Source organism: Streptomyces fodineus, from assembly GCF_001735805.1.
Classification (GTDB): Bacteria; Actinomycetota; Actinomycetes; order Streptomycetales; family Streptomycetaceae; genus Streptomyces; species Streptomyces fodineus.
Window position 1 is genome coordinate 2,557,100 of the sequence record NZ_CP017248.1, and the last position, 20,527, is coordinate 2,577,626.

Here is a 20,527-nt window from a genome sequence, read left to right on the forward strand (position 1 = left end):
CGAGCCGAACGCCCGGCCACGGCGACCCGCACCCTGCCGACCGGCACCGCCGGGCAGCGTCACGCCGCCTCTGCGCCCAGTTCGAACCACACCGACTTGCCCACCCCGTGCCGCCGTACGCCCCAGGCGTCCGCGAGGGACTGCACCAGCACCATGCCCCGCCCATGGGTGTCGTCGTCCGAGTCCGGGCCTCTCAGCTCCGGTCTGCGGGCCACGAAGTCCCGTACCTCCACGCGCAGTCCGCCCGGCTCCACGACCGCCGTGAGGACCGCGTCGTCGTCGGTGTGGACGAGCGCGTTGGTGACCAGTTCACTGGTGAGCAGTTCGGCGATCTCCGAGCGGCCCGGCTTGCCCCAGTGCCGCAGAAATTCACGCAACTCCCGGCGGGCCTCGGGCACCGCCCTGAGATCCGCCCGCCCCAGCCTGCGCCGGAGCCGGTGCGCGTGTTCCGTTATGCTGCCGGCCTCTTCCCCCGTCGCCGCCGAGGAGCCCCCGACGACCGCGGGACCGCCCCCTCGTGCCTGACTCTTCATGACCCCCGCCCGCACGCCGCTGGACCCTGCCCCTCCTGGTCGAACACGTTCACGGAGGGATGCTTGCCCAGCGCGCACACAGCCAGTCATGAGGCATGCCCGATGACCGGCGGTTCGGCCACGGCCGTACGGCGCCCGGGCCGCCCGCCGGGCCGCACCGTACCCGGGTCGCCGGCTCCCCGACGGCGCCGACCGCCACGGACGCCCCGGGACGGCAAGGCAGATGCGCCCGGCACCGGCCATCGGCACACGGTCACACGCCGTGAAAGTGGCCGAAATCCGCCCCATCGCCCGCGGGTTCAGGGGCGCGGCACGTTACGCAGATTGGAGCGGGCCATCTGGAGCATCCGGCCGACGCCGCCGTCCAGCACGATCTTGGAGGCGGACAGGGCGAACCCGGCGACCATCTCGGCCCTGATCTTCGGCGGGATGGACAGGGCGTTGGGGTCGGTGACGATGTCCACCAGGGCCGGCCCTTTGTGCTTGAAGGCGTCCTTGAGCGCGCCGGCCAGCTGCTTGGGCTTCTCCACCCGCACCCCGTAGGCGCCGCACGCCCGGGCCACGGCGGCGAAGTCCGGGTTGCTGTTGGCGGTGCCGTAGGAAGGCAGTCCGGAGACCATCATCTCCAACTCGACCATGCCGAGGGAGGAGTTGTCGAACAGGACGACCTTGACCGGCAGGTCGTGCTGCACGAGCGTCAGGAAGTCGCCCATCAGCATGGAGAATCCGCCGTCCCCGGACATGGAGACCACCTGCCGTCGCCGGTCGGTGAACTGGGCGCCGATCGCCATGGGCAGCGCGTTCGCCATCGAGCCGTGCGAGAACGAACCGATGATCCGGCGACGGCCGTTGGGCGAGACGTACCGCGCGGCCCACACATTGCACATGCCGGTGTCGACCGTGAACACCGCGTCGTCGTCGGCGACTTCGTCGAGGACGGCGGCCACGTATTCGGGGTGGATCGGGATGTGCTTGTCGACCTTGCGGGTGTAGGCCTTGACCACGCCCTCCAGCGCGTCGGCGTGTTTCCTCAGCATCCGGTCGAGGAAGCGGCGGTCGGTCTTCTCCTGCACGCGCGGGAGGAGGCAGCGCAGCGTCTCGCGTACGTCGCCCCATACGGCGAGGTCGAGCCGGGAGCGTCGGCCGAGCACCTCGGGCCGTACGTCGATCTGGGCGATCCGCACGTCGTCGGGGAGGAAGGCGTTGTACGGGAAGTCGGTTCCGAGCAGGATCAGCAGATCGCACTCGTGGCTGGCCTCGTAGGCGGCGCCGTAGCCCAGCAGTCCGCTCATGCCGACGTCGAATTTATTGTCGTACTGGATGAATTCCTTGCCCCGCAGGGCATGCGCGACGGGTGACTTGACCTTCTCGGCGAACTCCATGACCTCGGCGTGCGCGCCGGCCGTGCCGCTGCCGCAGAACAGGGTGACCCGGCCGGCCCCGTCGATCATCTCCACGAGCGCGTCGATCTCGGCGTCGCCGGGCCGGACGGTGGGCCGGGAGGTGACGAGGGCGCTCTGCGCGGCCTTCTCCGGGGCCGGTTCGGCGGCGATGTCGCCGGGCAGCGCGACCACGCTGACGCCGCTCCGGCCGACCGCGTGCTGGATGGCGGTCTGCAGCAGCCGGGGCATCTGTTTCGGGCTGGAGATCAGTTCGCTGTAGTGGCTGCACTCCTCGAAGAGGCGGTCGGGGTGGGTCTCCTGGAAGTAGCCGAGGCCGATCTCGCTCGACGGGATGTGCGAGGCGAGCGCGAGCACCGGGGCCATGGAGCGGTGCGCGTCGTACAGGCCGTTGATCAGGTGCAGGTTGCCCGGCCCGCAGGAGCCGGCGCAGGCGGCCAGCCGCCCGGTGAGCTGTGCCTCGGCGCCGGCCGCGAAGGCGGCGGTCTCCTCGTGGCGTACGTGGATCCAGTCGATGGCGGCGTTGCGGCGGACGGCGTCCACCACCGGGTTGAGGCTGTCGCCGACCACGCCGTAGAGCCGGCGCACTCCGGCGCGCACGAGGATGTCGACGAACTGCTCGGCTACGTTTTGTTTGGCCATGCACCCATGGAGGCACAGCGGTGGCCGTCACGCCTCCCACACGGCCGCCGCCGTACGGTCGTCGGCGTAACCCTTCACCCGCACCTGGGTGTCGGCGAGGAACGCGGCGAGCCCGGGCGGGGTGCGGGCGGACCAGCGGCGGGCCAGGTAGGCGCAGAGGGCGGCCTCGCCGCGCAGCGGATCGGCCAGGCCGGCCGTGCACATCACCAGGGCGTCACCCGGGCGGGCCACCGAGGCACGGAACCGGAAGGGCTCGCGGGGCGGCTCGGGCGCGGGCTCGAACGGGCTCGGCGGGGTCGGGATACCGAGGTCCATGGTGAGCCGGTCGCCGTCGGGGGTCTGCGCAGGGGGCGAGCCGAAGCCGACCACGGGTGCACCGCCGTCGCCCTCGGACGTGACCTGGGGCTCGATGTCCTGCCAGGCGCCGCCCCGCAGCCGGAACAGGCCGCCGTCGCCGACGCCGAAGAACACGCGGGTACGGCAGTCCGGGTCGGCGGGCAGCAGCAGACAGCGCAGGCTCGCCGTGTACTCCTCCGGGTCCACGCCCATGTCGGCGGCGCTCGCACGGAGTTTGCCGAGGCTGCGGTCGGTCAGCCGGTGCAGGCCCGACTTCAGGTCGCCGCGCCGGGCGGCCCGGATGTCCTCCATCAGCCGGTGATGGCTGCGGCCCACGGCCCGCCCGATCCACCGGCACGCCTCGGCCGCCGCCAGATGCGCGCCCGGCGTGCCCCGCACCCCGGTCGCCATCGCGACCAGCACCAGCGCCTGCTCCCCCGTCCCGAACCGCGCGGTCAGCAACGAGTCCCGCCGCGGCTCCCCCCGGTACCGCGCCGAGTCCCCCCGCAACGACACGGCCCGCAACGTACAGGCCCCGTACCGCGCCCCGTCCAGCACGGTGTCCGCCACCAACTCCCCCAGCCCGTCCGGATCGGCGGCGGGCAGCGCGGTGGGCTCGGGGTCGTAGGTGGGCGGCCCGGAGCCGACGTAGTCGACGGCGGAGGAGGGTGGGGGCGGGGTGAGGGCGGTGGCGGGCTCGGGCGCGTACGGCGCGTCGCCGACCGCCGGTGAGGACGTGACCGGTGCCGACGGGGGCTGGGGGCCGGTGGGCGCGGAGGGTGGGGCGAGTGCCGACAGGTCCTGCGGGTCGGCGGACGCGAGGGGCGCCGACCGGGCCTCGGGTTCGCTGCGCGCGGAGGGTGGGTCGGGGGTCGGCGAGGCTTGCGTGGAGCGATGGGCGGACGGCGCGGGGGGCGATGCGGATGTCGGCAATCCCTGCGCCACGGGGGACGCCAGGGGGTTCCGCGGGTCCTGCGTCGACCGATCAGTGGACGGCGCGGGGGGCGAGACGGACGTAGGCGACTCCGGCGACTCGGCGGGCGCGGCGGGCGCGGCGGGTGGTCGCGGGTTCCGTGCCGAGCGATCGACGGACGGCGCGGAGGGCGAAACGGACGGGGGCACATCCGGCGACTCAGCAGGCGTGGCCGGTGGTCGCAGGTCCCACGCCAGGCGATCGACGGACGGCGCGGAGGGCGAAACGGACGGGGACACATCCGGCGACTCGGCGGGTGCGGCCGGTGGTCGCGGCTGCGTCGGGCGGTCGGCGGACGGTGTGGAGGAGGGCGCGAGCGGCGGTGGGGCCGGCGGCTCGGGGGGCCCGGACGGTGGCTGTGGGGCCTGTGGTTCCGGAGGTGACGCGGGGGTTCGCAGGTTCTCTGCCGGGTGGTCGGAGAGCGGGGCCGTCGGCTGGGTGGGGACAGTGGCGGAGGTGGTGCGTTTCGGCGGGGTCGAGGGCGGGTCCGGGGGGAAGGCCGACGGGGTCGGGGGTGTCGTCGGCTCGGGCTCCCGTGGCGACCGCTGGCGGGGCGCCGGGGCCGGGCTGACGCGTGACGGGGCGGCCGGGTCCTGGGCCGCCCGTTGCGTCGGTACCGCGGGCTCCTGGGGCTCTGTGCCGCCCGCGCCCGAGGCACTTCGGGCGCCGCCTCGCACCGCGTCGCTGTCGCCGTCGCCGTTCCACCTGCCCGGCGCCGGATCGCGCGGCGGCCAGGCCTCGGCCGATGGCGCCGCGTCGTACGGGGCCGTCGGCCGGCCCGTCACCGCGTGCTTCGCGGAGGCGAAGCGGTCGTCCAGGGAATCGGGCGCGGCCGTCGGTCCCGTGTCCTCGGTGGAGTCGTCGTACAGCTGTCCCCACCACTCGTCCTCGGGACGCGCGGGCCTTCCCCCCTGCTGGCTCATGCCCCTAATTGTCCACCGCACGGGCCGTATGAAAACGGGGCATCGGGAAAATCCGGCGCACCCGACGCGATCAGCGGCGTGTCGTGTGAGGGAGTGAACAGCCGTACGAGCAACGGCAGATGGCCGCCGGGCGGCCCCACCCCCCACGGGAGGACCGCCCGGCGACGTCCCAAGTGGCCCGGCCCCGGCTCCCCTTCGCATGCCTCGCACACGTCCGGGCCCGGGCCGCCGTCCCGGCGACCGGGCCGCCGCGCCCGCCGTGGCGGCTCGTCGGTGGCGTGTTCCGGGGCCTGGCGCCGGGTCTGTTCCAGGGGAGGGACGCAGGCGGATGCTGGCGGCGATAGGGCTGACGAGACGCACGAGGCGGCGTACCGGGCGCTGGTGTCCGTGGGGGCGGCAGCGTGGCCAAGCAGCTCGACCTGGGCCTGAGGACCGTGCAGCGCCGGGTGCGGCGGCTGATGGAGCCGGCCGGGGTGACGACCCGGCTGCAGCTGGGCTGGCACGCGTACGAGCGGGACCGGGTCACCCGGTCGTAGGCTCCGGCCGACGGGCGACCCCCTGCCGTTTCGGGCCTTCTCCGGCACTCTGGGCAGATGGGAGTGTGGGAGCTCCTGCTGGTCGGCGTGGTCATCGTGCTCGGCCTGTGCGGAGTGCTGGTGCCCGGGGTGCCGGGCTCGTGGCTGGTGTGGGCCGCGGTGCTGTGGTGGGCGCTGACCGATCCCCAGCCGCTGGCCTGGGCCGTCCTGGTGGGCGCCACCGCGGTCCTGCTGCTGTCCCTGACGGTCCGCGCCGCCCTGCCGCCGCGCCGGCTCCGCCAGAGCGGTGCCACGCCGGGGATGGGCGTGTACGCGGGCGCCGGGGCGTTCCTCGGTTTCGTACTGCTGCCGGTGCTGGGCGCCCTGCCGGGCTTCGCGGCCGGTATCTACCTGCACGAGCGGCTACGGCTCGGCCGGCACGGCGAGGCGATGGCCGCCCTGCGCACCACGATGCGCTCGGGCGGTTCCAGCGTCCTGACGGAGCTCTTCGCGTGTCTGCTGATCGCGGGGGCGTGGCTGGGGGCGGTGCTGGGGGGCTGAGCGGTGACGGGAGCGGCTACGAGGGGGTTTCAGCGGTTACGAGAACTCGGCGGGCCGACGGCCGCACCACCACCCCGAGCGCCCGCCGCACCGTGTCCGCCACCGCCGCCATCCCCGCGTCGTTGAAGTGCAGATGGTCGCCGGGGTCGTAGCCGGGCCGGAGGCGGGTCGGGTCGGCCGGGTCGCTCAGGGTGGCGTCGGCGTCGGCGATCGCGTCGAAGGTGCCGCCGGTGCGGATGAAGGCGTTCACCCGCTGCCGTACCGCCTCGCGGGCGTCCGTGTAGGCCGGGAAGCCGCGGAACGGGGTGAGGGTGACCCCGATGACCCGGATGCCCCGGGCGTGGGCGCGGGCGACGAGTGTGCGGTAGGCGTCGGCGTAGGCGGTGACGTCGTCGGCCGTCGGGGTGCCCTTGATGTCGTTGATGCCCTCCAGGACGACCAGGACCCGTACCCCGGCCCGGTCGAGGGCGTCGGCGTCGAGCCGGGCGAGGGCGTTCGGTCCGGTGCCGTCGTGCAGCAGACGGTTGCCGGACACACCGGCGTTGAGGACGCCGAGCCGCGCCGCGCGCAGCTGTTCGGCGAGCCGGTCGGGCCAGCGGTGGTTGGCGTCGGGCGTGGAACCGTTCCCGTCGGTCAGGGAGTCGCCGAACGCGACGATGCCGCCGGTGGCGCTGCCGAGGACGTCGACGCCGGTGACGTAGTACCAGCGGCCGATGACGGTGGTGTAGGCGGCGCCGCTCTCGTCCGCGGCCCGGCCCGCGCCGGCCTGGGCGACGTAGCTGGTCTGCAGGGCGGTCTGGTGGTAGGTCGCCGGGCCGTCGTCGCCGGGGGTGTACACCGTGACGAGGAGGTCGGCGGCGGCCGGGACGGACAGCGGCACCGGGTCGGTGACCGCGTCCTGGCCGGGCGGGACGGTGACGGCCGTGGCGCCGTGGAAGGTGGCCGTGTGCAGGGTGCCGGGTACGGCGCCGGGACCGGCCGCCCGGCGTAGCGCGACGGTGACGGCGCCCAGGTGCAGGGGCGCGGTGCCGAAACGGTTGCTGAGCTGGATGCGCACGGCTGTGCCGCCGACGCTGAGGTGGACGACGTTGCGGATGGCGGCGCCGGGCAGGGCGGCCGTGGTTCCCGACGGCGCGGTCTCCCAGCTGCCGGTCCAGGGCGGCGCCGCCGGCTCCGCGACGGCCGGCGCCGCCGTGGCGGGCACCATCGTCAGCAGCAGCACCGCGAGAACCCGTCTGACCCCGGCCATCTCCGCACCCGCCCTTCCCCGTTGCCCGTCGGAGCAGACCGTGCCACACCGCCGGGCCCGGCCACTGCACCTTCTACGGCGGTCCACCCGCTCGGCGCAACGGGGCGTAGGGCGGCGGCCCTAGGGCGGGCAGCCGATGTGCGAGGCGGGCAGGCGTGCTTGGCTGCCGTCATGACCGAATTCAGCGCGGCGGAGCGCGCGTATCTGGCATCGCAGCGGCTGGGCCGGATGGCCACCGTCGACCCGCACGGCCAGCCGCAGGCGAACCCGGTGGGCTTTCGCGTCCAGGACGACGGCACGATCCTCATCGGCGGCTACGCCATGGGGACGACGAAGAAGTGGCGCAATCTCCAGCGGAACCCGAAGATCGCCCTGGTCGTGGACGACGTGGTGAGCGTACGCCCGTGGCGGGTGCGCGGGGTCGACATCCGCGGAGAGGCCGAACTCCTCGTCGGCCCGCACGACTTGGGCCCGCACTTCAGCGAGGAGGTGATCCGCCTGCGTCCCCGCCGGGTGCACAGCTGGGGTCTGGAGGAGGAGTAGGGCGACGGCCGTCTAGCGGGGCGCCGGCAGGCCGCGCTCGGCGGAGTTCATGAAGTCCAGCATCAGCCGGTTGGTCCGCTCGGCGTGGTCGATCCGGGGTCCGTGCCCGGTCCGGGCGATGATCTCGGCCCGGGCCCCCGGGATCAGCCGGGGCACGCGTTCAACCTGCCGGTCCGGGTGCACCAGGAGGCTGCGCCTGCCGAGCACCAGGTACAACGGCGTGCGGATGGTGATCAGTTCGGCCTCGGTCAGGGGCTGCGGCACCGGGCGGCGGATGCGGTGGGCGCGGACTCCGGTGCGGATCATGGTGCGCAGTTCCGGTACGACGAGGACCGGCTGTTCCAGCCAGGAGGCGAGGCGCCGCCGCAGCGGCTTCGGGGCGAAGGTGGCGAACAGGCTGGCGAAGATCCACACGAAGAAGCGCAGTCCCACCTTTTCCAGGCCGCCGGGGTCGAGCAGGGTGACCGAGGCGAGACGCCCGGGGGCGCGGTGCGCCTGGTTCAGGGCGAGCCAGCCGCCGTACGAGGAGCCGACGAGGTGCACCCGGTCGAGCCCGAGCCCCGCGAGCGTCTCCTCCAGCCAGCGCGCGGCGTGCTCGGGCTCGTGGATCGGCGCGCGCTGCACGCTGCGGCCCGGGTCGCCCGGGGTGTCGATCGCGTAGACGGTCCGTTCGGCGCTGAGCGCGGGGGTGTTCGGATACCACATGGCCGAGCAGGAGCCGGCGCCGTGGACGAGGACGACGGGGGTGCGGTCGCGGGCGGCCGGCTCGTCGGGGTCGTAGCGGTAGACGTGCGTCGTCCCGTACGAGGTCTCCACGTCCTGCTCCCAGGCCGCGGGCGCGCCCAGGGCGTAGAGCGCGTCGCAGGCCGTGAAGTAGCGCTCGCGCCAGGCGTCGCTGACATAGCGGCCGACGTCGTGCTGGGAACGGGCTGCTGTGGGCACGGCCATCTCCGGGGGTAGTCGGTCTTTGTGATACGAACGTATCACAAAAATGGTACGGCTGTATCATCAAAGGCCGCAGACCCCAGCCGACGAGCGGAGAGCCGGACGATGCCCAAGCGCGTGGATCACGCAGAGCGGCGCACCGAGATCGCGGAGGCACTGGTGCGAGCCGCCGGGCGGCTCGGGCTGCACGCGGTGGGGATGCGTGACGTGGCGGCGGAAGCGGGCGTCTCGCTCCGGCTGGTGCAGTACTACTTCGAGTCCAAGGAGAAGCTGCTGCTCTTCGGGCTGCGCCATCTGGCCGGGAAGTTCGGGCAGCGGGTGACCGCCCGGGTGCGCGCCGCCGGGGACGATCCGGGGCCGCGGGCGGTGATCGAGGCGCTGCTGACGGCGGCCCTGCCGGTCGACGAGGAGAGCCGGCTCTTCCACCACCTGTACACCTCGTACGCCGTGCTGTCCGTGACCGACGAGGCCCTCGCGGCCCAGCCGTTCATCAAGGACCCCGACGCCGCCGAGGCCACCGTCACCGGGCTGCTCCGGGAGGCGGCCGACGCCGGGCTGCTGCGGCCGGGCGTGGACGCCCACGCGGCGGCGGTCGGCCTGCTGGCCATGTCGGCCGGGCTCGGCACCAGCGTCCTGGTGGGCCAGCGCGACGCGGAGTCCGCCACCGCCGTCCTCGGCTACCACCTGGACCGTGTCTTCCGGTCCGGGCCCACGTCTGCCGCCCGGTGACCCGGCGGCCCGCCCGGCCCCGGCCGATCAGGTCAGGCCGGCGAGCGCGCCCTCCAGGGTCAGCAGCCACACCTTCCGTTCGACTCCGCCCGCATACCCGGTCATCGACCCGTCCGCGCCGACGACCCGGTGGCACGGGCGCACGATCAGCAGGGGGTTGGCTCCGATCGCACCGCCGACCGCGCGAACCGCCGCACGGGAGGCACCGATTCGCGCGGCGATCTCTCCGTAGGTGACGGTGACGCCGTACGGCACCTCGTCCAGCGCGCCCCACACCCGCTGCCGGAAATCGGTGCCACGTGCACTCAACGGCAGCCGGAATTCCCTTAATTCACCGGCGAAGTAGGCGGCGAGCTGCTCCGCGGCGACCCGGAACGGCCCGGCATCCCGCCGCCAGCCGTCCAGCACACTCCGCCCGCCCTTCTGCCCGGGAACGGACAGCGAGGTCAGCGCCCCGTCCGCGTCGGCGGTGAGCAGCAACTGCCCGACGGGCGCCTCCAGTTGTGTCCAGTACACGATCGTCACCGACCCCCCTCCCCCACCACACGCAAATGCTGCACGGCATACGACCGCCAAGGCCGCCACCCACCAGGCACCTCCACGCCCGGCGGGGCAACATCCGGATCACCGAGGGCACGCACGCCCACGGCGGCAACGGTCGGCAACAACTGCCCCACCAGAACGCCCAGTTGGACCCCATACACGATCGTCATCGACTCCCCTCCCCAGCCACACGCAAATGCTGCACGGCATACGACCGCCAAGGCCGCCACCCATCGGGCACCTCCACGCCCGGCGGGGCGACGTCCGGATCGCCGAGGGCGCGGGCGCGTACGGTGGCGACGGTGGCCGCGTCCATGCCGGGCAGGCCGAGCAGGGCCTCCTGTGCGTCGTCGCGGTCGGCGCCCGGGTCCAGCCGTACGGTGCCGTCGGCGAGGGCGGCGGCCAGGGCGGCCAGCGGACCGTCCGGCTCGGCCTCGGCGAGCGCGGCGGGCTCGGGGAAGAGACGGGTGAGGCTGCCGCAGGGCGCGTCGAGCACCTTGCCGCACCGCCGCACCAGTTCCTCGGCGCCGCCCCTTCCGGCCAGGGCGCGGACGGCGGGCTCCAGCGGGTCCACGGCGCCGGGCGAGCGCAGCCCGGGCCGGGCGGCGACCAGCGGGCCGAGGCGGGCATCGGCGCCGAGCCGCTCGTCCACGGCGTACGGGTCGGCGTCGAGGTCGAAGAGGCGCCGCAGCCGCTGTACCGCGGTGGTGAGGTCCCTGGGGTCGGTGAGATGCAGTCGCGCGTCGAGCCAGCCGCCCGGCCGGGTGCCGCCGCCGGCCTTCGGCGCCCGGGTGCGCTCCTCGACGGCGACGATTCCCGTGCCGTACGGCAGCCGCAGCGTGCGCCGGTAGGTACGGCCGCCCGGCGCGCCGGACACCTCCTCGACCCCGGTGACCGCCTCCTCGCCGAGCTGGTCGAAGACGGCGGCGGCCTGGTACGGGCCCCGGTAGGCGAGCCGCAGCGGGATCCCTGCGCCCGGAGCGGCCCGGCGCACGCCCCGGCCCCGGGGGGCGGCGGCGCGCAACTCCGTGGGCGTGGAGTCGTACACCTCGCGGACGGTGTCGTTGAACTGCCGCACACTGGCGAACCCGGACGCGAACGCGATCTCGGTGACCGGCAGGTCGGTGGTCTGCAGCAGCACCCGCGCGGTGTGCGCCCGCTGGGCCCGCGCCAGCGCCACGGGCCCGGCGCCGAGCTCCGCGGTGAGCTGGCGCTGGACCTGCCGGGCGCTGTAGCCGAGCCGCGCGGCGAGCCCGGCGACGCCCTCGCGGTCCACGACGCCGTCCGCGATCAGCCGCATGGCCCGCCCGACGACGTCCGCCCGCACATTCCACTCCGCCGACCCCGGCACGGCGTCCGGCCGGCACCGCCGGCAGGCCCGGAACCCGGAGCCCTGGGCGGCGGCGGCCGTCGGGAAGAACCGCACGTTGTGCCGCTTCGGCGTCACCGCCGGGCAGCTGGGCCGGCAGTAGATCCCGGTGGTCTCGACGGCGAAGAAGAAGACGCCGTCGAACCGCCCGTCCCGGCTCCGCACCGCTTCGTACCTGGTGTCCTCGTCCATCACATGTTCCAGTGTGGGGCGGGGAAGAGGGTGGGGCTGGCGGGAATCGGACATGGCGGTAGTGGGCGGTGCGGGTCGCGCCGTGGACGTCGTGACCGTCGCCGGGCGCGGGTACGACGTGGCTGGTCACGCAGTCACCCGCGCCCCTTCGCGGCGCTTGCCCAGGACAGCTACGTCCAACGCCCCCGCTTGCTCTCCATCGCCGCCCTCCCCTCGGCCCCCTTCCGTTTCCAGTCCCGTCGAAGCTCCGCACGGACCCGCGCATCGGTCTTGGCCACGATCCACTGGTTCTCCCGCACCAGCTTCCGGTAGCTCTCCAGCCGCCGCACCGGAAGCTCGCCGCTCTCCACGGCGGAGCGCACCGCGCAGTCCGGCTCGCTCTCATGGGCGCAGTCGTGGAAGCGGCACCGCTCGGCCAGTTCCTCGATCTCGGAGAACACCTGGCCGACCCCGCTCCCGGCGTCGTACAGCCCGACACCCCGCAGTCCGGGCGTGTCGATGAGAACCCCGCCCGACGGCAGGGCGAGCAGATTGCGCGTGGTCGTGGTGTGCCGCCCCTTGCCGTCGACGTCCCGCGCGGCCCGTACGTCCATGATGTCGGCGCCGACGAGGGCGTTGGCCAGCGTGGACTTGCCCGCGCCGGACTGGCCGAGCAGTACGGACGTACCGGAGCCGACGAGCGCGGTGAGGACGTCGAGCCCGTCGCCGTGCAGGGCGCTGACGGTGAGCACCGGCACGCCGGGCGCGCTCGTCTCCACGTCCTGCACCAGGTGGGCCAGGGTGACCGGGTCCGGTACCAGGTCGGCCTTGGTGAGGACGACGACGGGCTGGGCGCCGGACTCCCAGGCCAGCGCGAGGAAGCGTTCGATGCGGCCGAGGTCGAGTTCGACGGCGAGCGACACGGCGACGACCGCGTGGTCGACGTTGGCGGCGAGGATCTGCCCGTCGGACCGCTTGGAGGAGGTGGAGCGCACGAAGGCGGTGCGGCGCGGCAGATACGCGCGGACATAGCGCGGATCACCGTCGGGGTCGACGGCGACCCAGTCCCCCGTGCACACGACCTTCATGGGGTCACGGGGAACGACGAACTCGGTGTCGGCGCGGACGGTCCCGCCCGCGGTGACGACGTCGCACAGGCCACGGTCGACCCGCACGACACGGCCGGGCAGGAGGCCCTGCTCGGCATGGGGAGCGAAATCGGCTTCCCAGCCCTCGTCCCAGCCGTAGCCGGCGAGTGGGTGCGACGAGACCGAAGAAGAAGAGAGATTCAAGGGGAACCCTTCACAAGGGCGGCCCCGGCTCCGCGCACGTGTGCGCTGTGAGAAAGGTCAGCCGGAGACCACGGAGGTGGTGTGGATGATCTTCTGGTTGCGGGCAGTGCCCATCACAGAGACAGCCATCGGTCACACCTCCCTTTCCTCACTCGGCCGACAGCGGCGGCCAACGGCCGCCGTGTGAAGCAGTCCTCACCGTAGAGCGGCACGCACGCGCGTGCCACCGATTTACCGGGGAACCCCGGAGCGCCTCGGTGAACCACCTCGGCCGCCGAGCTGTGCTAGAGTCTTCGAGTTGCAGTTGTGGTACCCATGAACCCATGTGCGCCTGACAGGAATGTTTTCCCTTCAGGCGCATTAGTTGTTTCCGGCATCTCCGGATGGGGCCTCTGCCTACAGATCGGAGAAGGTCATGGCACAGGGAACCGTGAAGTGGTTCAACGCCGAAAAGGGTTTCGGCTTCATCGCGCAGGACGGCGGCGGCCCCGACGTCTTCGCCCACTACTCGAACATCGCGACCCAGGGCTTCCGTGAGCTCCAGGAGGGCCAGCGGGTCTCCTTCGACGTCACGCAGGGCCAGAAGGGCCCGCAGGCGGAGAACATCATCCCCGCCTGATCGCCGGACGCGTATCCGCTCACCGGGGTCCGCACCGTCAGGGTGCGGACCCCGGTTTGTGCTGTTTCCAGGAAGGCAGACAACCGCATGTCCCGCAGGCCCCAGAAGTCGAACCGGCGCGCCTCGTCACCCCCACCGTCCGCGTCGTCGACAAGGGAATTCCGGCTGCCGGAAAGCACGACACCCGCACTTCCCGCCGTCGAGGACTTCGCCGGTATGGACATGCCCGCGGGACTGCTGAAGACCCTCACCGCGCAAGGTGTCACCACCCCCTTCCCCATCCAGGCCGCCACGCTGCCCAACTCGCTCGCCGGCCGTGACCTGCTGGGACGGGGTCGCACCGGCTCCGGCAAGACCCTCGCGTTCGGGCTTGCGCTCCTGGCCCGCACGGCCGGACTGCGCGCGGAGCCCAAGGCGCCCCTCGCCCTCGTACTGGTGCCCACCCGGGAACTCGCCCAGCAGGTGACCGACGCGCTGACCCCCTACGCGACGGCCGTGAACCTCCGGCTGGCCACGGTGGTCGGCGGGCTGTCCATCACCAAGCAGGCGGGAGCGCTCCGGCGCGGCGCCGAGGTGCTCGTGGCGACTCCGGGCAGGCTCAACGACCTCGTGGAACGCGGCGACTGCGTGCTCGGCAGCGTGGGCATCACGGTGCTGGACGAAGCCGACCAGATGACCGACATGGGCTTCCTGCCGCAGATCACCAAGCTGATCCAGCAAGTGCGGCCCGACGGACAGCGCATGCTCTTCTCGGCCACCCTGGACCGCAACATCGACCGCCTGGTGCAGCGGTTCCTCACCGACCCCGTGGTGCACTCCGTGGACCCGTCCGCGGGAGCGGTGACCACCATGGAGCACCACGTGCTCCACCTCCAGGACGAGACCGACAAGAAGGCCGTCACCACGCGCATCGCCGCCCGTGACGGCCGGGTCATCCTCTTCCTCGACACCAAGAGGTCCGCCGACCGGCTCACCAAGCGGCTCCTGGCCGTCGGTGTCCGCGCGGCGGCGCTGCACGGAGGCCGCTCCCAGCCGCAGCGCAACCGGACCCTGGAACAGTTCAAGAACGGCCAGGTCACCGCCCTGGTGGCGACGAACGTCGCGGCCCGGGGCATACACATCGACGACCTCGACCTGGTCGTCAACGTCGATCCCCCCACCGACCACAAGGACTACGTCCACCGGGGCGGCCGCACGGCCCGCGCCGGCGGCTCCGGCAGCGTGGTCACGCTGGTCCTGCCCGACCAGAAGCGGGACGTCACCCGGCTCATGTCGGACGCGGGCATCCGTCCCCGAACGGCCCGCATCACCTCGAGCGACGAGGAACTGGCCACCATCACCGGCGCCCGCGAGCCTTCCGGCGTGCCCGTCACCATCGAGGTCCCCCAGCCGGCGACACCGACGGCGTCCCGCCCGGACCGGACGACCGGCACCGAGGGCGGCAGGCGGTCCGGCCGCCGGCGCCGCAACGGCGGCGGGCCCGGAGCGGCGACAGGCACTGCCACCAGGACGGGGGGCCGGGGCTCCGAGCGCCGGGCCGCCGCCGGGGCGGCAGCGTCCGGGGATACCTCCGCAACCGGCGGACGCGGCTCCGCCCTCCGTGGGGGAGCCGCCGGGGCCACGGGTGGTGCCGCGGGCGCGGGCGGCCGTGGTGCCGCGGGCGCGGGCGGCCGTGGTGCCGCGGGCGCGGGCGGCCGTGGTGCCGACCGCCGCAGCGCGGCCGACACCTCATCCGGCAAGAACACCCGCGGTTCCCGTCGGCGATCGGCGTCCGGCGGAGCCGCGGGGGGCGCTGCCGGCAGCGGCGGCCGGGGCTCCGACCGCCGGGGCGGCCGCCGCACCTCGGCCACCTAGTGCCCCGACGGGCACCAGGCACCCTGTCGACCACCCCGCGTAGGCGGCGCACCGTACGCGTTGCAGCCTGCTCGGCCCGCGTGCTCAGCCGGCCGTGCAGGACGTCCCGTTGAGCGTGAAGTCGTACGGCGCCCGGTTCCGGTCCTGCCAGGTGCCGATGAACCCGAAGGACAGGGAGCCGTGCGCGGCGACGGTCCTGTTGTAGTCGGCGGCGGTGGCGGTGACGCGGGAGCCGCTCTGATGGACGGTGGCGTCCCACACCTGGCCGACCTGCTGGCCGTCGCGGAAGGCCCAGGACACGTTCCAGCCGGCCAGGGGCCGGTCGGTGGTGACGGTGACGGTGGCCTGGAAGCCGTCGGGCCACTGGTTGACGAGGTCGTAGGCGACCCGGCAGGTCGTCGCGGGGGCGGAGGTGTCGTCGTCGGTTCCGGGCTGGGGTGCGGCGGAGGAGGTGCCCTGCGGTTCGGGGTCGGGCTTCTCGCGGCGGGAGCCGGCCGTCGTGGGCACCGCGGAGGGGGTGCTGACGGAGGGTGCCGTCGGCGAGGCCGGCGGGGTGGGGTCGGTGCGGGAGACGCTCGGGTCGGCGACCGGCTGCCGGTCGTCGCGGGCGGCGGCGGTGTCGCCGCCGGAGCCGCCGAACGGCATCATCGACACGCCGAGCGCCAGCGCCGACAGCAGTACGGCGGCGGCGAGCAGGCCGCCGCGCAGGACACGGCTGCGGCCGGTGCCCTCCTCCGGATCACCGCCGGCGGGGTCGGCGCCGCCGGGGCGTCCGGCGAGGCGGACCTCGGCGGCCCGGCGGCGGCGTTCCAGGTAGGCGAGGCCACCCCAGCCGATGACCCCGCCGGCCAGCGCGGCCGGCAGTCCGCCGCCGTGCAGGCGCAGGCACGCGGCGGCCTCGGCACACCGCACACAGGTGGCGAGGTGCCGGGAGAGGTCGTCGGGGGCGTCGGCGGCCGGCGAGCGGGTGACCGCGTCGAGCAGGCGGGCGTAGGAGCGGCACTGCGCGTCCATCGGCGTGTCGAGGTGGGCGCGGTGGCAGCGGTCCCGGAACAGGGAGCGGACCTGGTCGAGTTCGTCGGCGACGGTGGCCGGGTCCAGGCCGAGCCGGCGGGCGACGGCCGGCAGCGGCAGTGCCTCCACCTCGGCCAGCCACAGCAGCGCCGCGTCGGCCTCCTGCATGTCCCTGAGGCCGCGCAGCGCGATCGGGCGCTCCAGTGGCGGTCCCGTAAAGCGGGCGGCGCTACCGGAGTTGAGCCACAGCCTGAGGTCGGGGTCGAGCTTGTGCCCCTGCCCGCCGGCCTCCCAGGCGGCGGCGGTGTCGCGTACGGCGGTGAGCAGCGCCGGGATGGTGGGCAGCCGTGCGGTGCGCCGGCCCGCGCCGCGCACATGGGTGCTGGCGGCGGCGCGGACCTCGCGCATGCCGAGCGTGAAGGCCTCGGTCGCCAGTTGATGGGCCGTCAGGGACCCGGAGGTGCACAGGTCCGCGTAACTGAGCACCGCGTCCCAGCCCTCCGAGAACAGCGCGGACTCGGTGGCGTCCTTGGGGGTCGGCAGGTCGGGCATGGGACTCCTGCATCCACGAACGAGGGCAACTCACCACAGAGGGAAGGGAGTTGCTGGGAACCTCGCGGCAGAACACAGAGCCTTTCACGTTCTTGACACAACTGACAAGCGGCCTGTTCACATCCGGTTACCGCCTGTGCCGGCACGCGTGCGCGACGCGACGACCCCACAACTCCGGCTTGCTGTACGGACGCGGGCGCCGTTCCACTCACCGCCGCGCCGACCCGGTGCGCGGGATCACACCTCGGCCGGTGCCTCCGCCTCCGTCCCTTCGTCCGCGGGCAGACTGTCCATGAAGGAGCTGACGGAGAAGACCGCGCGGCCGGGTCCGGGCGGGCCGTAGCCGGGCGGGGAGGAGAGCCCGAAGTCGTCCATCGTCCGACGGTAGGCCTGCAGCAGCCGGATGTGGTACTCCAGCGGCGCGCCCTGCGGGTTGGCCTTGCCGAGCGGGGTGGTGGGCTCCGGGCACCAGGTGGTGAAGCGCGGGGTGATGCCGTGCGACATGAAGAAGCGCAGTCCCTCGGTGGTCGACTCGATCGCCTCGTCCACCGTCGTGAACCCGAACGGCTCGGCCATCTCCACGCCCGCCACGAAGTTGGGGATCACATTGCGCGCGCCGAACACCTCGGCGGAGTCCAGGATCCGCTTGTGCCACTCGTCGCGGCCGACGTACCGCTCCTTGCCCGGGCAGTACAGCTCGAACAGCCGGCGGTCCCACACCTCGAAGTTGGGGTGGTAGATCTGCACGCCGTAGTCCTTGAACCGCTGCACGTCCGCCTTGGGCAGCGCCTGCGCGACGACCTTGCCGATCCAGCGGCCCGGGAAGCGCTCCTCGATGGCCTTGGCGTAGTGGCCGTAGAAGTCGGCCTCGTCGCGCCCGGCGACCGTCTTGGTGATCGCGCCGCCGGTCAGCGTGTACGCGGTGGAGGTCTTCTGGGTGTCGTACCGGTCGATGATCTCGAGGGCCTCCAGCACCTCCTCGACGTCCTTCACGCCGGTGTACGGCCGCCCGGCCGCCTTGTGCTGGCGCCAGTTGTGGTTGATGTCGCAGTACTGGCACTCCTCCTTGGCGCCGAAGTACTGGCAGACCCGGAAGACGGTGAGGTAGATCAGATAGCCCCACTGGATGGTCGGGGCCACCTCCATCACGGACTTTCCGTTGGAGAGGGTGTGCCGGTAGTACTCCGGCATGGGCGGCACACCGACGTCCGCGATCCGCTTCCCGTCGAGGTACAGACCGAGCAGCCCCTGACCGTCGGCCGCCACCCGGTACGGCGAGGCCGGATTCACCCGTACGGAGACGACGGTGCGCCGCAGGTCGTAGGGACCACCCGTGAGGATGATCTCCTCCGGGGGCCGGCGCAGCGCCGCCTCGCCGAGCTCGGGCAGGGTGCCGTGGTCGAAGGAGAAGATGAAGTACGACTTCGGCTTGACCTCGCCGCTCTCGTTGTCACTGAGGGCGGACGGGTCGAAGGCGACACCGCCGCGGAGCAGGTCCTCCTTGAAGACCGCTTCTCTGGGCACCTGCGGGAAGCGCTCCAGCAGATCCTCGACCAGCGCGGTACGACTGCCCATCCGTCTGTTCTCCTCCCGGCTCAGGCGTACGACTTACACCGTATGCCCCCGCCTGCGGCTCATCCGTGCCGGGTCCCCGCACGGCGCGCGATGTGGTCCGGCACGGCGGTCCCGGCCGGCAGCGCCGGGTCGGGTTCGGGAGTGCCCCACACCGTGGTCAGCGGCAGGACTCCGGCCCACAGGCCGAGGGCCGCGTCGGGTCCGTCGCCGTCGTCCGGGGCGCCCGTGCGGATCTTGACGGAGGCCTCTTCGAGACAGAGGGCGAGGAGGGTGGTGGCGGCCAGTTCCTTGCGGCTGGGGCGGCGAGCGTACGACCACTGGCCCGGCGCGGAGTGCTCGGTGAGCCGGCGCAGGCCCTCCAGCTTCTCCTCGGGGTCGGTGACCTTGCGGGCCGTGCCGTGGATCATGGCGCTGCGGTAGTTCACGCCGTGCTCGAAGACGGACCGGGCGAGCACTAGCCCGTCCACGTGCGTGACCGTCACGCACACCGGCGTCTCTCCTGCGAGGCTGCGGCTGGCCACGGACCCATGCAGATACAGCCATCGCTCGTCCCGCCCGTACACCGTGGGCACGACGAGGGGCCGCCCGTCGACCAGCACGCCGAGATGGCAGACGAATCCGGCGTCGAGGATCGCCTCCAGGTCCGCCCGCTCCAGGCTGCCCTGCTCGCGCAGGCGGCGGTGACGGGTGCGGTCGGTGAGGGGCAGCCGGGCGGGAAGCGGTTCCTGGGTCATGGCAGGAAAGGTACCGATATCGCACTCATGGAGCCAGCGAGATTTCATATACGTCGATCCAATCTAGGAATACGACGAAATCCGCAGCATTCCTCCCCGCTGGGCCGATCCGGATGAGAGGCTCGGCACACAGGCACTCTCCGGGAGGGACGTAACCGTGACAGGGACGGCCGAGACCGCCGGGACGGTCACCAACTGGGCGCGCACCATCACCTACACCGCGCGGGAGTTCCACCGTCCGCGCACGCTCGACGGGCTGGCGTCGCTGGTGGCGCGCAGTGAGCGGGTGCGGGTGCTGGGCAGTGGGCACTCCTTCAACCGGATCGCCGACCCGGGTCCGGACGGCGTGCTGCTGTCCACCGCCGGGCTGCCGCGGGTGATCGAGGTCGACACGGCGGCGCGCGCGGTCCGCGTCGCGGGCGGGGTCCGCTACGCCGAACTGGCCGCCGCGGTCCACGCGCACGGTCTCGCCCTCCCCAACATGGCGTCCCTGCCGCACATTTCGGTGGCCGGTTCGGTGGCGACGGGCACGCACGGCTCGGGCGTGGACAACGGCCCGCTGGCGTCGGCGGTTCGGGAGGTGGAGATGGTCCTCGCGGACGGTACGACCGGGACGACGGGCCGGGACGACGCCCGGTTCGACGGTGCCGTGACCTCCCTCGGCGCACTCGGCGTCGTCACCGGGCTCACGCTCGACCTGGAGCCGGCGTACGAGGTGGAGCAGCGGGTCTACACCGAACTCCCGCTGGAGGGGCTGGACTTCGACGCCGTGATGGCCGCGGGGTACAGCGTGAGCCTGTTCACGAACTGGCGGGAACCGGGCTTCGGGCAGGTGTGGGTCAAGCGGCGCACCGATCAGCCGGCGGTGGACTTCCCCTGGGCGGCGCCCGCGCGGGTGCCGCTGCACCCGGTGCCGGGCATGCCCGCGGGCAACTGCACCGAGCAGCTGGGCGTGCCCGATCCGTGGCACGAGCGGCTGCCGCACTTCCGGGCGGAGTTCACGCCGAGCAGCGGGGAGGAGATCCAGTCGGAGTATCTGCTGCCGCGGTCGGCGGCCGTCGATGCGCTGTATGCAATCGACGGTATTCGGTCGGCAGTCGCCGGTGTAGTGCAGACCTGTGAAGTGCGTACGGTCGCCGCCGACACCCAGTGGCTGAGCCCGGCCCACGGACGGGATTCGGTCGCGCTGCACTTCACCTGGGTGCGGGACGAGACGGCGGTGCTGCCGGTGGTGCGCCGGCTGGAGGAGGCGCTGGACCCGTTCGACCCGCGCCCGCACTGGGGGAAGGTCTTCGAGATCCCCTCGGCCGTGGTCCGAAGTCGGTATCCCCGGTGGTACGACTTCTGGCGGCTGACCCGGTCCGTGGATCCTTCCGGCACGTTCGCCAACGCCTTCGTGCGGGACCACCTCGGCCTCGACGACTGAGGGCCGCTCGGACGGCTACTTTCTCCACC

At 73.2% G+C, this 20,527-nt stretch carries 17 protein-coding genes and 1 pseudogene; 7 read left to right on the forward strand and 11 right to left on the reverse strand.

The genetic code is table 11. The features are described 5' to 3' along the window. Positions 1–59 precede the first annotated feature (59 nt). The 3 genes from BFF78_RS10340 to BFF78_RS48180 all read right to left on the reverse strand — a co-directional run bounded on the left by BFF78_RS10340 (position 60) and on the right by BFF78_RS48180 (position 4,081). The gene (locus tag BFF78_RS10340; protein ID WP_069778026.1) at positions 60–533 is read right to left on the reverse strand and encodes an ATP-binding protein; all 474 of its coding nucleotides are present in this window, start codon (positions 531–533) and stop codon (positions 60–62) included. 299 nt (positions 534–832) lie between these two features. Continuing rightward, positions 833–2,575: a pyruvate dehydrogenase gene (locus BFF78_RS10345; RefSeq protein WP_069778027.1), complete on the reverse strand. Its 1,743-nt coding sequence runs from the start codon at positions 2,573–2,575 to the stop codon at positions 833–835. 27 nt (positions 2,576–2,602) lie between these two features. Beyond that, the gene (locus BFF78_RS48180) at positions 2,603–4,081 is read right to left on the reverse strand and encodes a protein phosphatase 2C domain-containing protein (RefSeq protein ID WP_418346755.1); all 1,479 of its coding nucleotides are present in this window, start codon (positions 4,079–4,081) and stop codon (positions 2,603–2,605) included. Positions 4,082–5,205: 1,124 nt separating this feature from the next. Here BFF78_RS48180 and BFF78_RS46130 point away from each other — a divergent pair. Together BFF78_RS46130 and BFF78_RS10355 are read left to right on the forward strand one after the other, a co-directional pair. Continuing rightward, positions 5,206–5,343 (forward strand): annotated as a pseudogene (locus tag BFF78_RS46130) (helix-turn-helix transcriptional regulator); the annotation flags it as partial. A gap of 57 nt (positions 5,344–5,400) precedes the next feature. Next, positions 5,401–5,883, forward strand: a complete 483-nt coding sequence (locus BFF78_RS10355) for a DUF456 domain-containing protein (protein ID WP_069778029.1) — start codon at positions 5,401–5,403, stop codon at positions 5,881–5,883. 16 nt (positions 5,884–5,899) lie between these two features. Here the strand turns inward: BFF78_RS10355 and BFF78_RS10360 are convergent, their stop codons facing one another. Beyond that, a complete protein-coding gene (locus BFF78_RS10360) occupies positions 5,900–7,132 on the reverse strand; it encodes an SGNH/GDSL hydrolase family protein (protein ID WP_069778030.1) in 1,233 nt (410 codons plus the stop codon). A gap of 171 nt (positions 7,133–7,303) precedes the next feature. On the opposite strand from BFF78_RS10360, the gene BFF78_RS10365 reads away from it, so the two are divergent. Next, the gene (locus BFF78_RS10365; protein ID WP_069778031.1) at positions 7,304–7,675 is read left to right on the forward strand and encodes a PPOX class F420-dependent oxidoreductase; all 372 of its coding nucleotides are present in this window, start codon (positions 7,304–7,306) and stop codon (positions 7,673–7,675) included. Between the two features lie 12 nt (positions 7,676–7,687). On the opposite strand, the gene BFF78_RS10370 is transcribed toward BFF78_RS10365, so the two are convergent. After that, positions 7,688–8,623: an alpha/beta fold hydrolase gene (locus BFF78_RS10370; protein WP_069778032.1), complete on the reverse strand. Its 936-nt coding sequence runs from the start codon at positions 8,621–8,623 to the stop codon at positions 7,688–7,690. A 102-nt stretch (positions 8,624–8,725) separates the two neighbouring features. On the opposite strand from BFF78_RS10370, the gene BFF78_RS10375 reads away from it, so the two are divergent. Then, positions 8,726–9,349 carry a TetR/AcrR family transcriptional regulator gene (locus BFF78_RS10375; protein WP_069778033.1) on the forward strand — a complete coding sequence of 208 codons (624 nt, stop codon included), beginning with the start codon at positions 8,726–8,728 and terminating at the stop codon, positions 9,347–9,349. A 27-nt stretch (positions 9,350–9,376) separates the two neighbouring features. Here BFF78_RS10375 and BFF78_RS10380 read toward each other — a convergent pair whose 3' ends face one another. From BFF78_RS10380 to rsgA, 3 genes are all read right to left on the reverse strand, one after another. Further along, positions 9,377–9,874, reverse strand: a complete 498-nt coding sequence (locus BFF78_RS10380) for a methylated-DNA--[protein]-cysteine S-methyltransferase (protein ID WP_069778034.1) — start codon at positions 9,872–9,874, stop codon at positions 9,377–9,379. Positions 9,875–10,058: 184 nt separating this feature from the next. After that, the gene (locus tag BFF78_RS10390) at positions 10,059–11,453 is read right to left on the reverse strand and encodes a DNA-3-methyladenine glycosylase 2 family protein (protein ID WP_193433435.1); all 1,395 of its coding nucleotides are present in this window, start codon (positions 11,451–11,453) and stop codon (positions 10,059–10,061) included. 170 nt (positions 11,454–11,623) lie between these two features. Beyond that, on the reverse strand, positions 11,624–12,724 hold the full coding sequence (gene rsgA, locus BFF78_RS10395) for a ribosome small subunit-dependent GTPase A (protein WP_069778037.1): 1,101 nt from the start codon (positions 12,722–12,724) through the stop codon (positions 11,624–11,626). Between the two features lie 415 nt (positions 12,725–13,139). On the opposite strand from rsgA, the gene BFF78_RS10400 reads away from it, so the two are divergent. Beyond that, positions 13,140–13,343 carry a cold-shock protein gene (locus tag BFF78_RS10400; protein ID WP_069778038.1) on the forward strand — a complete coding sequence of 68 codons (204 nt, stop codon included), beginning with the start codon at positions 13,140–13,142 and terminating at the stop codon, positions 13,341–13,343. Positions 13,344–13,430: 87 nt separating this feature from the next. After that, positions 13,431–15,197 carry a DEAD/DEAH box helicase gene (locus BFF78_RS10405; RefSeq protein ID WP_069778039.1) on the forward strand — a complete coding sequence of 589 codons (1,767 nt, stop codon included), beginning with the start codon at positions 13,431–13,433 and terminating at the stop codon, positions 15,195–15,197. 84 nt (positions 15,198–15,281) lie between these two features. On the opposite strand, the gene BFF78_RS10410 is transcribed toward BFF78_RS10405, so the two are convergent. From BFF78_RS10410 to BFF78_RS10420, 3 genes are all read right to left on the reverse strand, one after another. Continuing rightward, positions 15,282–16,763 carry a cellulose-binding domain-containing protein gene (locus BFF78_RS10410; RefSeq protein ID WP_069778040.1) on the reverse strand — a complete coding sequence of 494 codons (1,482 nt, stop codon included), beginning with the start codon at positions 16,761–16,763 and terminating at the stop codon, positions 15,282–15,284. Positions 16,764–17,000: 237 nt separating this feature from the next. Beyond that, the gene (locus tag BFF78_RS10415) at positions 17,001–18,338 is read right to left on the reverse strand and encodes a radical SAM protein (protein WP_069778041.1); all 1,338 of its coding nucleotides are present in this window, start codon (positions 18,336–18,338) and stop codon (positions 17,001–17,003) included. A gap of 59 nt (positions 18,339–18,397) precedes the next feature. After that, the gene (locus tag BFF78_RS10420; protein ID WP_069778042.1) at positions 18,398–19,072 is read right to left on the reverse strand and encodes a pyridoxamine 5'-phosphate oxidase family protein; all 675 of its coding nucleotides are present in this window, start codon (positions 19,070–19,072) and stop codon (positions 18,398–18,400) included. A 157-nt stretch (positions 19,073–19,229) separates the two neighbouring features. On the opposite strand from BFF78_RS10420, the gene BFF78_RS10425 reads away from it, so the two are divergent. Continuing rightward, positions 19,230–20,498 (forward strand): FAD-binding protein, encoded by a 1,269-nt coding sequence (locus tag BFF78_RS10425; RefSeq protein WP_069778043.1) that lies wholly within the window; start codon positions 19,230–19,232, stop codon positions 20,496–20,498. Positions 20,499–20,527: the final 29 nt, after the last annotated feature.

Bases quoted from the DNA above. Each gene is read 5' to 3' on its own strand.
- BFF78_RS10340 (WP_069778026.1), bottom strand. From the start codon at position 533: ATGAAGAGTCAGGCACGAGGGGGCGGTCCCGCGGTCGTCGGGGGCTCC.
- BFF78_RS10345 (WP_069778027.1), bottom strand. From the start codon at position 2,575: ATGGCCAAACAAAACGTAGCCGAGCAGTTCGTCGACATCCTCGTGCGC.
- BFF78_RS10355 (WP_069778029.1), top strand. From the start codon at position 5,401: ATGGGAGTGTGGGAGCTCCTGCTGGTCGGCGTGGTCATCGTGCTCGGC.
- BFF78_RS10360 (WP_069778030.1), bottom strand. From the start codon at position 7,132: ATGGCCGGGGTCAGACGGGTTCTCGCGGTGCTGCTGCTGACGATGGTG.
- BFF78_RS10365 (WP_069778031.1), top strand. From the start codon at position 7,304: ATGACCGAATTCAGCGCGGCGGAGCGCGCGTATCTGGCATCGCAGCGG.
- BFF78_RS10370 (WP_069778032.1), bottom strand. From the start codon at position 8,623: ATGGCCGTGCCCACAGCAGCCCGTTCCCAGCACGACGTCGGCCGCTAT.
- BFF78_RS10375 (WP_069778033.1), top strand. From the start codon at position 8,726: ATGCCCAAGCGCGTGGATCACGCAGAGCGGCGCACCGAGATCGCGGAG.
- BFF78_RS10390 (WP_193433435.1), bottom strand. From the start codon at position 11,453: ATGGACGAGGACACCAGGTACGAAGCGGTGCGGAGCCGGGACGGGCGG.
- BFF78_RS10400 (WP_069778038.1), top strand. From the start codon at position 13,140: ATGGCACAGGGAACCGTGAAGTGGTTCAACGCCGAAAAGGGTTTCGGC.
- BFF78_RS10405 (WP_069778039.1), top strand. From the start codon at position 13,431: ATGTCCCGCAGGCCCCAGAAGTCGAACCGGCGCGCCTCGTCACCCCCA.
- BFF78_RS10410 (WP_069778040.1), bottom strand. From the start codon at position 16,763: ATGCCCGACCTGCCGACCCCCAAGGACGCCACCGAGTCCGCGCTGTTC.
- BFF78_RS10415 (WP_069778041.1), bottom strand. From the start codon at position 18,338: ATGGGCAGTCGTACCGCGCTGGTCGAGGATCTGCTGGAGCGCTTCCCG.
- BFF78_RS10420 (WP_069778042.1), bottom strand. From the start codon at position 19,072: ATGACCCAGGAACCGCTTCCCGCCCGGCTGCCCCTCACCGACCGCACC.